The sequence below is a fragment of the Zhihengliuella sp. ISTPL4 genome (assembly GCF_002848265.1).
In the GTDB taxonomy this organism is placed as follows: domain Bacteria; phylum Actinomycetota; class Actinomycetes; order Actinomycetales; family Microbacteriaceae; genus Microbacterium.
The window spans coordinates 48,366-59,996 of sequence record NZ_CP025422.1 but is presented as its reverse complement, the minus strand read 5'-3'; the positions used below and the strand labels follow the sequence as shown (position 1 = coordinate 59,996).

Annotated in this window: 12 protein-coding genes; 1 reads left to right on the top strand and 11 read right to left on the bottom strand. The window is 68.1% G+C overall.

Annotated features, from left to right (window positions below; translation table 11 throughout):
• Positions 1–9: 9 nt before the first annotated feature.
• The 9 genes from CYL12_RS00255 to CYL12_RS00215 all read right to left on the bottom strand — a co-directional run bounded on the left by CYL12_RS00255 (position 10) and on the right by CYL12_RS00215 (position 9,210).
• Entirely contained in the window at positions 10–1,035 is a 1,026-nt protein-coding gene (locus tag CYL12_RS00255) for an SIS domain-containing protein (RefSeq protein ID WP_101844474.1), read from the bottom strand.
• Between the two features lie 220 nt (positions 1,036–1,255).
• Positions 1,256–2,785, bottom strand: a complete 1,530-nt coding sequence (locus CYL12_RS00250; RefSeq protein WP_101844472.1) for an NCS1 family nucleobase:cation symporter-1 — start codon at positions 2,783–2,785, stop codon at positions 1,256–1,258.
• 95 nt (positions 2,786–2,880) lie between these two features.
• Positions 2,881–3,660: a FadR/GntR family transcriptional regulator gene (locus CYL12_RS00245; RefSeq protein WP_101844470.1), complete on the bottom strand. Its 780-nt coding sequence runs from the start codon at positions 3,658–3,660 to the stop codon at positions 2,881–2,883.
• A 42-nt stretch (positions 3,661–3,702) separates the two neighbouring features.
• A complete protein-coding gene (locus CYL12_RS00240) occupies positions 3,703–4,698 on the bottom strand; it encodes an ABC transporter substrate-binding protein (RefSeq protein WP_158297041.1) in 996 nt (331 codons plus the stop codon).
• Between the two features lie 44 nt (positions 4,699–4,742).
• On the bottom strand, positions 4,743–5,768 hold the full coding sequence (locus CYL12_RS00235; RefSeq protein WP_101844466.1) for an ABC transporter permease: 1,026 nt from the start codon (positions 5,766–5,768) through the stop codon (positions 4,743–4,745).
• Positions 5,765–6,574, bottom strand: coding sequence for an ATP-binding cassette domain-containing protein (locus CYL12_RS00230; RefSeq protein WP_101844464.1), 810 nt, complete (start codon positions 6,572–6,574; stop codon positions 5,765–5,767). The genes CYL12_RS00235 and CYL12_RS00230 overlap by 4 nt, the downstream gene beginning before the upstream one ends.
• The gene (locus tag CYL12_RS00225) at positions 6,571–7,248 is read right to left on the bottom strand and encodes an isochorismatase family protein (RefSeq protein WP_101844462.1); all 678 of its coding nucleotides are present in this window, start codon (positions 7,246–7,248) and stop codon (positions 6,571–6,573) included. The genes CYL12_RS00230 and CYL12_RS00225 overlap by 4 nt, the downstream gene beginning before the upstream one ends.
• Before the next feature lie 188 nt (positions 7,249–7,436).
• Positions 7,437–7,814 carry a RidA family protein gene (locus CYL12_RS00220; protein ID WP_101844460.1) on the bottom strand — a complete coding sequence of 126 codons (378 nt, stop codon included), beginning with the start codon at positions 7,812–7,814 and terminating at the stop codon, positions 7,437–7,439.
• Positions 7,815–7,833: 19 nt separating this feature from the next.
• Entirely contained in the window at positions 7,834–9,210 is a 1,377-nt protein-coding gene (locus tag CYL12_RS00215; protein ID WP_158297039.1) for an amidohydrolase family protein, read from the bottom strand.
• Positions 9,211–9,305: 95 nt separating this feature from the next.
• Between CYL12_RS00215 and CYL12_RS00210 the strand changes: the two genes are divergently transcribed.
• Positions 9,306–10,070: an SDR family NAD(P)-dependent oxidoreductase gene (locus tag CYL12_RS00210; protein WP_101844457.1), complete on the top strand. Its 765-nt coding sequence runs from the start codon at positions 9,306–9,308 to the stop codon at positions 10,068–10,070.
• On the opposite strand, the gene CYL12_RS00205 is transcribed toward CYL12_RS00210, so the two are convergent.
• A complete protein-coding gene (locus CYL12_RS00205) occupies positions 10,060–10,893 on the bottom strand; it encodes an NAD-dependent epimerase/dehydratase family protein (RefSeq protein WP_101844455.1) in 834 nt (277 codons plus the stop codon). The two genes, CYL12_RS00210 and CYL12_RS00205, sit on opposite strands and share 11 nt — an antisense overlap.
• A complete protein-coding gene (locus CYL12_RS00200; RefSeq protein ID WP_158297037.1) occupies positions 10,893–11,558 on the bottom strand; it encodes an isochorismatase family protein in 666 nt (221 codons plus the stop codon). Before CYL12_RS00200 ends, CYL12_RS00205 begins: the two co-directional genes overlap by 1 nt.
• Between the last annotated feature and the right edge of the window lie 73 nt (positions 11,559–11,631).

Sequence of the window (11,631 nt, the reverse complement as noted above, 5' to 3'; positions counted from 1 at the left end):
CGCCCGCGCTCAGTAGGCGATCTTGTACATGTAGCGGCGCTGCGACGTGTCGTGTCCGCGGCGCGCGGCGACATGGTCGAGCACGCGGCGCTCCGCGCTCATCAGCGCGAGGACGCTCAGGTCCGCGCGCGACTCCGCCGGGACGCCCGGAAGGCTGAAGGTCGCGGTGTCGACGGCGGCGGAGTTGCGGGTCTGCTTCTCCGCGAACGCGATCACGCGCTCTCCGAGTCCACGGCTCGCGTCCTCGGCGACGAGGGTCACCACGGTCGTGTCCTCGAGCACCATCTCGAGCGGGCCGTGGAAGAAGTCGCCGGCGTTGATCGCGGCGGAGTTCATCCAGCTCATCTCCTGGAAGTAGCACCAGGCCATCATCTTCGCCATGCCGTAAGCCGGGCCCCCGCCGACGATGTAGCTCAGCGGCGCGTCGGGTGCGGAGAGCAGGTCGGCGACGCGCTCGCCCGCCTCGGCGACCTCGTCCTTGACGGCGCGCAGCGCACCGGGGAGCGCGGGAAGCCCCGCCCGCAGCTGCGCAGCCTTCTCGGGTGCGCCGTAGGCGTCGAGGAGAGCGGCGGCGATCTGCTCGTTGTGCACGAGCTTGGGTTCGGTGATCGAGATCGTGTCGGGGTAGTCGAGGTGCACATCGCCGATGCGGGAGAGTCCGTTCTCGCCCTGGCGGGAGATGCCCGCCACGAGCGCGCCCCGGCTCTTGGCGAACTCGGCCGCGGCGACGGTCTCGGGAGTGTTGCCCGAGTGCGAGGCGGCGACGACGAGCGCCTTCTCGTCCAGTCCGATCGGCGCACGCGAGGTGAGCTCCGCGCTCGTGATGCGCTGGGTCACCAGACCGGGCGCATAGCGGTCGAGCAGATCGAAAGCCGGGTAGGTGCCGAAGTGCGAACCTCCGCAACCGACCAGGTAGACCCTCTCGACGCCGCGCTCGACCGCCCGGTCGACCAGCGAACGAGCCTTGTCGTCCTGGTCGATGGCGTGCTGCACGCAGGCCTCGAAGTCGTCGGGAACCGGGATCAAGTCGCTCATCGCTACCGCTTTCTCATTCGTCGGATCGCCCTCGGGACGAAATGTGGAACGTTCCCACACAGGTACTCTTGCGCAGATTGGGAACGGTGTCAATAGACACGGAGCGGCCTTGTCCCGCGTCCGCGGGCGCGCTCGGCATCCCGGGACGACGCAGAACGGCCCACCGGACGCGAACGCCGGTGGGCCGTCTTGCGGAGCTCTGCCGCAGGGTGAAGCCGTGTCACCTCACGGGGTCGGCGACCTCCGCCTCCTGCGCGACGTCTCCGTCGTCCTGGACGGCTGCCGGATCGACATCGGCGAATCGAGCGCGGGATCGCGTGGGGAGGGACCGATAGGGGAGCATGAGCAGGCCGTAGACGAGACCGGCGGCCGCGATCCCCAGGAACCAGTTGAACGCGTAGAGGCCGGACAGCGCCGGAACGAACAGCCCGACGAGAGCGAGTCCCGCCCCCAGGGCGAACGCGATGATAGCGCGAGCGTTCCACCCGTTCCGGAAGGCGTAGACGCCGGACGGCGACTCGGTGAACAGCGAGGCAGTGTCGTAATCCCGTCGACGGATGAAGTAGTAGTCGACGAGCATGATCCCCGCGATCGGCCCCATGGTGGCGCCGATCGCGCCGAGGATCGTCTCGACGATGTCGAACTGTCCGTACCAGAGCCACGGGACGAAGGCGATCGCCGCCACGATCGCGATGATCCCGGACCGGGAGAACGTGAGCCATCGGGGGAAGAGGTTGGTGAGATCGAAGCCCACCGACACGCCGTTCGTGGCGACATTCACCGAGACGGTGGAGACGAGGATGCACAGGGCCGAGAAGATCCCGATCGCCGGGTTGTCGAACCGGGCAAGGATCTCGATCGGGTCCGAGATCACCTCTCCGTACGCCACCTTCGTGCCCACGGCGACCCAGAGCGCCATCAGCGAGAAGAAGAAGAACATCAACGGGAAGCCGATGCCCTGTCCGATCGACTGGTCGCGCTGCGACCGCGAGAACCGGGTCAGGTCCGAGATGTTGAGCACGAGCGTCGCCACCGTGCCGATCAGAGCGGTCATCGACAGGAAGAACGTCGGCCAGAAGTCCGGCCTGGCGATGGTGGTGGGCGAGTCGAACAGCGCCCCGAAGCTCCCCGCAGCGACAGCCGCCCAGATCACCAGCCCGATCGCGAGGACCATGATCGTCGGCCCCGCCCATGCCTCGAACCGCTTCACCGCGCCGATGCCGTGCGTGAGGACCCAGGCGTGCACCAGCCAGCAGATGACGAAGGCGATGAGGACGTCCACGCCCATTCCGAGGACGTTGGCCTGAGCGAGCTCGGCGTACCCGGGGATCGCGGACGACAGGATCAAGCCGATCGCCTTGCTTCCGATGTAGATGTGCACCGCGAACCAGAAGATCGCGACGAATGCGCGCAGGAAGACCGGGATCTGAGCGCCATGGCGACCGAACGCCGCGCGGATGAGAACCGGGAAGGAGAGGCCGTACTTCGCTCCGAGCACCGAGTTCGCGAGGATCGCGAGGAAGGCGACCAGGTACGCGCTCACCACGCAGGCGAGTGCCTCCCAGAAGCTCATCCCGATGGCGATGAGGTTGGCTGCGACCTGCCAGGCGACGAGGTTGTGGACGATGCCCATCCAGATCGTCGAGTAGTTCCACCACGTCCAGGTGCGCTCGGAGCGGCGGAGGGGGCGGAGATCGGGGTTATCGAGCCCGAGGGCTTGGTGCGAGACGATGCCTGTCGACGTCGACATGGAGACTCCAATCGGGATAGAGCTTCATCAAATATGCGGAACGTACGTCGGAATCAACGTACGGCGCGAGGGCGTCACCCCGCAACCCCGTGTCGTCAGATGCGCGGGGCGGGCTGGCTGCGCAGGAACAGTTCGATCGCGAGCGCGGTGCTGGCCGACGTCTCGGCGGACAGGTCCTCGCTCAGCCGGTCCAGGTGCTGAAGCATCGCCGCCTCCGCGGCATCCGGATCCCGTGCCTCGATGGCGTCGACGATCGCGTCGTGCTCATGGGGGCTCGCCTCGGTGCGGCCGCGCCCTGCTGTCACGATGTCCAACACCTGCTCGAGCACGTCGAACCGGGGGTCGAACAGGACCATCGCCGACGCGCGGAGCATCCGGTTCGGGCAGGACCGGGCGAGCTGGCGGTGGAACTCCACGGCGGCGACCCGGCGGTCCCGTTCGGACTCGATCGAGTCCTCGTGCTGCACGAGGTACCGACGAAGCGCCATGACGTCGGACGGCTCGGCCGAGAGGGCCGCCGAACGCACGATCTCCCTCTCGAGAGCGCGACGTGCGACCACCAGATCCCGGACGTCGCCCAACGTCTTGATCTCGAGCTGACTCAGATTGTCGTGCCAGCGCTGTTCCCTGGTCGCCTGGTCGGCAAGGGCGCGTCCCGCGGGCGAGAGCACCCGCCCGCGACCTGCCTGCGAACGGGTCAGGCCCTGCTCGTCGAGCCGCCTGAGAAGGCGGTTCATCGTCGATTCCGAGACCCGCCCCCCGTCCGCGAGCCGACGCCTCAGCTCACGGGCACCGAGGGGCTCGGCTGCTGCTGCGATCAGCAGCAGCAGCTCGAGCTCGCGCGGTTCCAGCGACTGGCTGGCGGAGCGTGTCATCGGGACCCGCTCCTTTCTGACGACGACGCGGGACTCCTCGGTCTACGAGCAGCTATCCGGATACAGCAACTTGGCGATCTCCGGGTCGTCGACGTTGTCAGCCGTCACCAGAGCGTTGTCGACGATGTTATCGAACTGCTCGGGCTTCTCCTCCCCTCGGATCGACCGGACGAGCGCGATGAGGGCGTCGTATCCCTGGGTGTACGACCCCTGCGCGACGAGCGCGTCCAGCTGCCCCGCGCGCAGCGCATCCACGAGTGTCGGACCGGCGTCGTACGCGATCACGGAGACGTCATCCGCGCCCGTTCCCTGCAGACCCGACACCGTGCCCGTCGCTCCGGCCTCCGATGTCGCGAAGATGCCGACGATGTCGGGGTTCGCCTCGAGGGAGCTCTGCACGATCGTCGCCGCCTTCGTCGGATCATCCTCGAAGTACTGAACCTCGAGGATCTCGAGGTCGGTGTCAGCGGCGCTGAGGGCGTCGATGAAGCCGTCCGCGCGTTCGTTCGTGATGGGCAGTCCAGGGCGGTTGTCCAGGACGAGCACCTTGCCCGCCCTGTCGCCCGCCACCTCGATCAGACGGTCGGCGGCCAACTTCCCGCCCGCCTCGTTGTCCCCGTGGAACTGCGCCAGGGCGATCTCGGTGTCGAGCGTCGCGTCGGTGGTCACGACCTGGATGCCGGCATTGACGGCGCTCTGCAGCGGTGCCTGCATGGCCACCGGATCGGCGGGGACGAAGATGATGCCGTCCGGTCCGCGATTGACCACTCCCTCGAGCACCGGGATCTGGTCGGCGGCGTTCATGCCCCGGGACGGGCCGTCGACACTGATCGTGATGTCGCCGCCCAGTTCGTCGGCGGCATCCTCGGCGCCGCACTGCATCGCCGTGTAGAACGGCAGACCGTTGTACGTCGTGAGCAGCGAGACCGAGATCGGCCCGTCGACGGGCTCGGCCGCGTCGGGGGCGCCGCTCGAACATCCCGCGAGGACGAGCACGGCGACAGCCGTGGCGACGGACGTTGTGACGATTCGCTTCATGGTTCTCTCCTGTGGGTGTGGACTTCGGGTGGAAGGGATCTCGGTCATCGCGGCGCCTGCTTCGGACGACGGACGCGATCGATCCAGACGGCGAGGATGAGCACCACGCCGATGGCGATGCCCTGGTAGAACGACGAGACGCCGATCATCACGAATCCCGCGAGCAGGAGGGTCGGGATGAAGGTGGCCACGGCGGCTCCGACCACGGAGGCGCGTCCGCCGAAGAGACTGGTTCCGCCGATGATGACAGCGGACAGCGCCTGGAGCATGGTCGTCTCGTGGCCCGAGAGCGCTGTCGTCCCGAACCTCGTGATGTCGAGGAAGCCCGCCAACCCGGCGAGCGCTCCGGAGAGGACGAAGACGACGATCGTCGTGCGTTCGACTCGGACGCCCGCTCGTCGCGCTCCCGGTTCCGAGGAGCCGATCGCGAGCGCATGTCGGCCGACCGCGGTCTGCGACAGCACGAAAGCAGCCACGATCGTGACGGCGACGGCGAGGAGGAGGGGAAGCGGTATGCCGAGCGCCGTCGCGATCCCGAAGTCGAGCTGCAGCGACTGCGGCAGACCTGCGACGTTCGAGCCGTTGGTGATCACCTGGGCGAGCCCGAGTCCCACCCCCATGGTGCCGAGAGTCACCACGAAGGAGCTGATGCGCAGTCGTGTCACCAGGAGGCCGTTGACCGCACCGACCACGGCACCGGCTGCGACTCCGAGGAGGGCGCCGACGACGGCCGCCATCGCGGGGTCGCCTCCGCCCGCCGTGAGCGCCACGGTGGTCTTCGCCGACACGACGCTGGCGAGCACCAGCGTCGCCCCGACACTCAGATCGATGTGCCCGGCTCCGAGCACATATGCGAGACCGACGGCGAGGAGGATCAGCCCGGCGCTGTTCCGGCCGACGGATTGCAGGTTCGTGATGCTGAGGAAGTTGCCTCCCGTCGCGACGGCGAAGACGAGGACGAGCACGAGGACGGCTGCCGCGACGTAGGTCGTCGTGGAGCGGGCGACGCGGCCCAGGGCATCTCCGGGGCCGCCGGCGGTGTGCGGTCCGGTCATGGTCGGAGCGGTCATCGGTCGTCCTCTCGGGTGTCCGACGCGATCGTCGGAAGATCGGCGGTGTTCTGCTCGCCGAGCATGAGCGCGACGACGTTGCTCACGGTCAGTCCGCGCGGAGACACGTCGGCCACGACTTCCCCGAACCGAAGGACCACGATGCGGTCGGCGACCTCGATCACTCGGGGGAGGTCGTGGGAGATCAGGAGGACGCCGAGTCCTCGGCCGCTCGCGGCGGTGATCGTGTCCAGCACCATCTGCGACTGACGCGCCCCGAGAGCCGCGGTGGGTTCGTCGAGGATGACCAGCTTCCCGGCCCGGGCGATCGCGCGCGCGACGGCGACGACCTGGCGCTGCCCGCCCGAGAGCGACCCGACGGGAGCCCCTACATCTCCCAGCGTCGTGATCCCCAAGCCGTCGACCAGCGCACGCGCCTCGCTGCGCATGCGCCGGTGATCGATGAGTCCCAGCCTTCCGGCGAGCCCGGGGCGACGCAGCTCTGTGGAGAGGAAGATGTTCTCGGCGACCGACAGGTCCGGCGCCATCGCCAGATCCTGATAGACGGTCGCGATGCCGGCAGCCATCGAGGCGAGGATGCTCCCGAGCTCGAGGCTGCGTCCTTCGAGCAGCACCTCTCCCGCATCGGGCTCGACGGCGCCGGAGATGCAGGAGACGAAGGTGCTCTTGCCGGCGCCGTTGTCGCCCACGACGGCGACGACCTCCCCCCTGGCGACCGAGAGGCCGGCTCCGCGCACCGCCTTGACGTGCCCGAAGGACTTGCGGATGCCGCGCACCTCCAGGAGCGGCAGCACGGAGGTTGTCACGCGTCGGCCCTCGCGGGAAGGGCGCGGAGGGTTTCGAGCACATCCGCCACCGGTTCGACATCGCCGTAGCGCGCGTCGATGTCGAAGAGGTTCCCCTGATGCGCAGTCTGCGAACGATCTCCGACAGCCTCGGCCGGCACGATCACGTGGAAGCCGCGATTGAAGGCGCTCTCCGCCGTGGCACGGATGCAGCCGCTCGTGCTGCATCCGACGACGATCACCGTGTCGGCCTTGGCCGAGATCAGCATTCCGTCGACGTTGGTGCCGTAGAAGGCGGAGGCTCGGGGCTTGACGACGAGCGGTTCCTCAGGACGCCGTTCCATGCGGGGACGGAGCTCGACGTTGGTGCTGCCGTGGAGCATGCGCACGCTGTGGGTCGTCTTGCGACGGATCACCTCGCCGATCTCCGAGAGACTCGGGTCCCAGGCCATGGTCGTGAAGATGATCGGCAGGCCAGCCCGGCGGGCGGCGCCGAGCAGCTCCACGATGTGGTCCTCGACTGCCGAGAGATCCGAGCCGAGCATCTCTTCGGGGGACGTCCAGGCCCCGGCCATGTCGATGACGAGGAGGGCGGGCCGCTCTCCCCAGCCGACTCGGCCGCGAAAGCCCGCCTTCTCGTAGAAATTCCGAAGCTCGGCGTTGTCGAGCGTGTGCGTGGTGTGGCTGATGGACACGTGGTCTCCTCGATCCGGGTAGGTGCAGGAACACTGACACGAATGAGGATGGTGTGTCAATAGCGACAGACGCTCCTCAACACACCATTGATACGAGCGTTACACGGTCGAAACATCTGTCAGGCACGACAGTCCGAACGCATGAAGAACGCCCGCCCACACGGGGTGGGCGGGCGTTCGCAAGCCGATCACTTGACGGCGATCGCCTCGATCTCGACGAGCAGTCCCTCGCCGCCGAAGGCGACGCCGACCGTACTGCGGGCCGGGAACGGCTCCCCGAAGCGCGCGCGATAGACCGCGTCGAACTCGGGGAAGTCGGCCACGTCGGCGAGGAAGCACGTGGTCTTCACCACGTTCGACAGCGAGGTGCCGGCCGCGGCGAGCACCGCTTCCAGGTTGTCGACGGCGAGGTTCACCTGCTCGGCGAGCGTGCCGCCGAGTCTGCCGTCGGGCGTGGCGCCCACCTGACCGGCGGTGAACACCAGGTCTCCGAGGTCGATGGCCTGGGAGTAGGTGGCAGCGGGACTCGTCGCGTCCGGAGTGGAGATGGCGCTGATGCGGGTCATGATCTTCCTTTCTGAGTGGTCACTGGATGCGCTGGGGGACGAATCGCCCCGAGCCGCGCGGTGGAGTGGCGCCCGAGCCGCCGACGCGGCGGCCACGGCTGAGCGTGACGCGCGGGCGCCCCCGACCGCTGAGCCCGTCGTAGATGTCGTAATCGGTGCCGTTCGAGGTCGAGTCGGACGCGGCATCCCACGTCCATTCGCCGTCGGGATCCCACACGACGATGTCGGCGTCGGCGCCGATCGCGATCCGCCCCTTCGCGGTCAGGCCGAGCACCGCGGCAGGGCGCGTGGAGTTGATGTCGACGAACTGTCGCAGGCTGAGCCTGCCCGACCGCACCCCGCGGTCCCAGAGCAGAGGCATGCGCGAGGCGATGCCGGGCGCACCCGGCTCCATGGCGGTGAAGTCCTCGAACCCTGCGGCCTTGTCCGCGACGGAGTACGCGCAGTGATCGGATGCCACGGCGTCCAGCCGCCCGTCGGCTACGGCGCGCCACATGCCCTCCCTGTCCGCGTCCGGCCGGATGGGAGGTGTGATCACGTACTTCCATCCGTCGGCGCCGGCATACACCGAGTCGTCGTACACGAGGTAGTGCGCACAGGTCTCGGCACGGACGTCCGTGCCGGCCGCTCGGGCCTCCTCGATCTGCCTCAGGGCATCGAGACCCGAGGCGTGATAGATGTACACCGGGCTTCCGAACTCCTCGGCGTAGCCCGTGATCTCGCGGATCGATGCGGCCTCCGTGTGCCCCGGTCGACTCGCCGGGAAGTCGCCGATACGGGTCCCGCGGAGCTTCCGCGTGGCGGCGAGCGCATCCTCGAGCAGCGCATGGTGCTCCGCGTGGAAGCCGGGCAGGCCGCCGGCCTCGCCCGCTACGCGGATGAAGCGCCGGATGTCGGCGCTCTCGAGACGGGAGCCGTAGGTCGTGTACACCTTGAACGACGCGAGACCGCGCTCGATCAGCGCGGGGATCTCTGCGATCGTGCTCTCGTTCAGCTCGGTCACCACGGGGTGGAGCGAGTAGTCGATGACCGCGCCCTCCGCCTGGCCGAGTCGGCGATCCGCGGCGGCGAGGAGTGATCCGGGGGCGCCAGGCACGAAGTCCACGAGCGTGGTGGTCCCCCAGGCGGCGGCGCGTCGGGTCGCGGACTCGAAGGTGTCCTGGGCCGTTCCCCCGTTGGCGAGGGGCCACTGGATGTGCGTGTGCGGGTCGATGCCGCCCGGGATCACGACGCATCCCGACGCGTCGATCACTTCGTCCGCGACCACGGAGCCCGGCTCGCCGATCGCCGCGATGACACCGTCTGCGATTCCGATGTCGAAGGCATCCTCGGTCGAGTCCGTGACGACCCGACCTCCTCGGATGACGACATCGACACCGTGGTTAGCTGTTCGCACCGCAACTCCTATTCGTCGAAAGCAAGAGACATGTGTCATTGATGATACATTCACGGCAGGACAAGCGGCCTCGGTGAGGTCGGGAGGAGGAGCTGATGTTCGAAAGCCTGCGCGATCGCGTCGTCATCGTCACGGGAGCCGGCAGCGGCCCCGGCATGGGCCGTGAGATCCCACTCGCCTTCGCACGAGCCGGATCCCACCTGATCCTCAACCACCTGATCGACTCCTCGCACGATATGCAAGGGTTCGCCGACGAGCTCCGCGCTCTCGGGGCCCAGGTCGACCTGGTGCACGGGGACATCGCCCGGGAGGAGACGTCCGCCGCGTTGGTCGACACGGCGCTGGCACGACACGGCCGAGTCGATGTGCTCGTCAACAATGCGGGCATCTCCACTCCCGCACCACTGGTCGACATCTCTCTGGAGCAATGGCAGCGCATGCTCGACGTCAACCTCACCGGCGTGTTCCTGCCGACGCGCGCGGTGCTCCCGCACATGATCGCGGCAGGCGGAGGCCGCGTCATCTCGATCTCCTCACAGGTCGGACAGAAGGGGAGCGAGGAGCACGCGCACTATGCCGCAGCGAAGGCCGGAGTGATCGCGTTCTCCAAGTCGGTCGCACGCGAGGTCGGCCGGCACGGCATCACCGTGAACTGCGTCGCCCCCGGGCCGATCCAGACACGACTGATGGGCGAGGTCACGGACGACTGGCGTGCGGGCAAGCTCGCCGAGCTCGTCATCCCCCGCTTCGGCACACCGGAAGAGGTGGTGCCCTCGGTCCTGCTCCTCGCCAGCAGCCCGGGCGGAGATCTCTACACCGGGCAGACGCTGGGCCCGAACAGCGGCGACGTCATGCTGTGACAGACGACGCGGTGCGCGCGAGGCCCTCCGAGAGCGGCACCGCGAAGGCCATGCCCGTGTCGCGCAGCAGCGCCCTGCTGTCCAACGGCTCGGTCCACCGCAACCGCGTCCCGAGCGTGTGCCGCGTCATGACGGTCTTCCCGAGGGCAGCAGCGACCGTTCGCGCGATCTCCTCATGCGGCACGAGCGCCTGGACGAAGGTGTACGTCTCGGAGAGCCGATGGCGCGCCGCGGCCGTCACCAGACCGAGGATCAGGCGAGCGACGTCGTCGACGTGGACGAGCGGCTCGAGCACCTCCGGGTCGTATACCGCTTCACCGTCTCGCAGGATGGAGCGAGCCAGTCGGTCGACGACGTGGTCGGTCGAGCGACCGGGCCCGTACACCGAGCCCAGACGTGCTGCGATCACGCGCACACCCCGAGCGCGGAACGCCCCTGCCGCGTCCTCCACGAATCGCTTGGTGGCCGCATAGACGGTGCGCGGCTCGGTCAGGGCCTGCTCGACTGCCGCGATGCTGGAAGCCACGATCACGAGCGGCGGGCGATCGAGAGCAGCAGCCGCATCGAGGACCGTGATCGTCCCGACCGCGTTCACCGCCGTCACGCGGACCGGGTCGTCAGCGGCGACCATCGGCCCGGAGACACCGCCCAGGTGGATCACGACATCGGGACGAGCATCCTCGAGCAGACGACGCACAGCCGCTTCGTCTCGCAGGTCGAGCTCGGAGTCCACCGGTCGGATCTCGTGGCCACCGGCGCTCTCCAGCTGACGGATGAGAGCCCGACCGACGAACCCTCGGGCGCCGGTGACCACGACCCGCATCAGTCGCGTTCCGCGAAGTGGGCGATCACGTCGTCGACGCCGACGACGTCTGCGTACCGCTGATCGATGTCGAACAGGTTCGCGACGTGTGCGGAGGCCGAGCGGTCGCCGACGGCCTCACGCGGAACCAGAGCGTGGAATCCCAGATCGACCGCGCTCTCGGCGGTCGAGCGGATGCAGCCGCTGGTCGAACAGCCGACGATGACGACCGTGTCGACTCCCTGGTCCACGAGCACGCTGACCAAATTGGTGTTGCGGAACGCACTCGCCCGCGGCTTCTCGATCAAGGCCTCGTCGGGGCGACGCTCCAGCTCCGGGATCACCTGTGCGCTGGCCTTCCCACGGATCATCTTCTCGGCGTGCGGGGTCTTCAATCGGCTGACCTTGGTGACGTCGGAGAAGCTCGGGTCGTAGGCCATGGTGGTGAAGATCACGGGCGCTTCGGCCGCGCGAGCCGCATCGAGCACTCGCTTGATCTCCGCGGTGACGCCACGGAGATCCGAGCCGATCATCGCCTCGGGTTCGGTCCACGTCCCGGCCATGTCGATCACGAGGACGGCCGCCTTGCGCCCCCAGCCCACACGGCCTCCGAAGCCGGCAGCACGATAGAGCTCGATCAGCTCGTCGTTGTCCAGCGAGTGCACGACTTCTGTCTTGTCCGTCATCTTTCCTCCATCCATCATGTTCCTCATATCTGCGGAACGTATACCCAGTATGACGGATAATAGTATGGGCTCT

Coding starts and splice junctions, on each gene's coding strand:
- CYL12_RS00245 (WP_101844470.1), bottom strand. CDS start 3,660: ATGACACGCTCCGCCAGCCAGTCGCTGGAACCGCGCGAGCTCGAGCTG.
- CYL12_RS00220 (WP_101844460.1), bottom strand. CDS start 7,814: ATGACCCGCATCAGCGCCATCTCCACTCCGGACGCGACGAGTCCCGCT.
- CYL12_RS00250 (WP_101844472.1), bottom strand. CDS start 2,785: ATGTCGACGTCGACAGGCATCGTCTCGCACCAAGCCCTCGGGCTCGAT.
- CYL12_RS00255 (WP_101844474.1), bottom strand. CDS start 1,035: ATGAGCGACTTGATCCCGGTTCCCGACGACTTCGAGGCCTGCGTGCAG.
- CYL12_RS00210 (WP_101844457.1), top strand. CDS start 9,306: ATGTTCGAAAGCCTGCGCGATCGCGTCGTCATCGTCACGGGAGCCGGC.
- CYL12_RS00205 (WP_101844455.1), bottom strand. CDS start 10,893: ATGCGGGTCGTGGTCACCGGCGCCCGAGGGTTCGTCGGTCGGGCTCTC.
- CYL12_RS00240 (WP_158297041.1), bottom strand. CDS start 4,698: ATGAAGCGAATCGTCACAACGTCCGTCGCCACGGCTGTCGCCGTGCTC.
- CYL12_RS00200 (WP_158297037.1), bottom strand. CDS start 11,558: ATGACGGACAAGACAGAAGTCGTGCACTCGCTGGACAACGACGAGCTG.
- CYL12_RS00235 (WP_101844466.1), bottom strand. CDS start 5,768: ATGACCGCTCCGACCATGACCGGACCGCACACCGCCGGCGGCCCCGGA.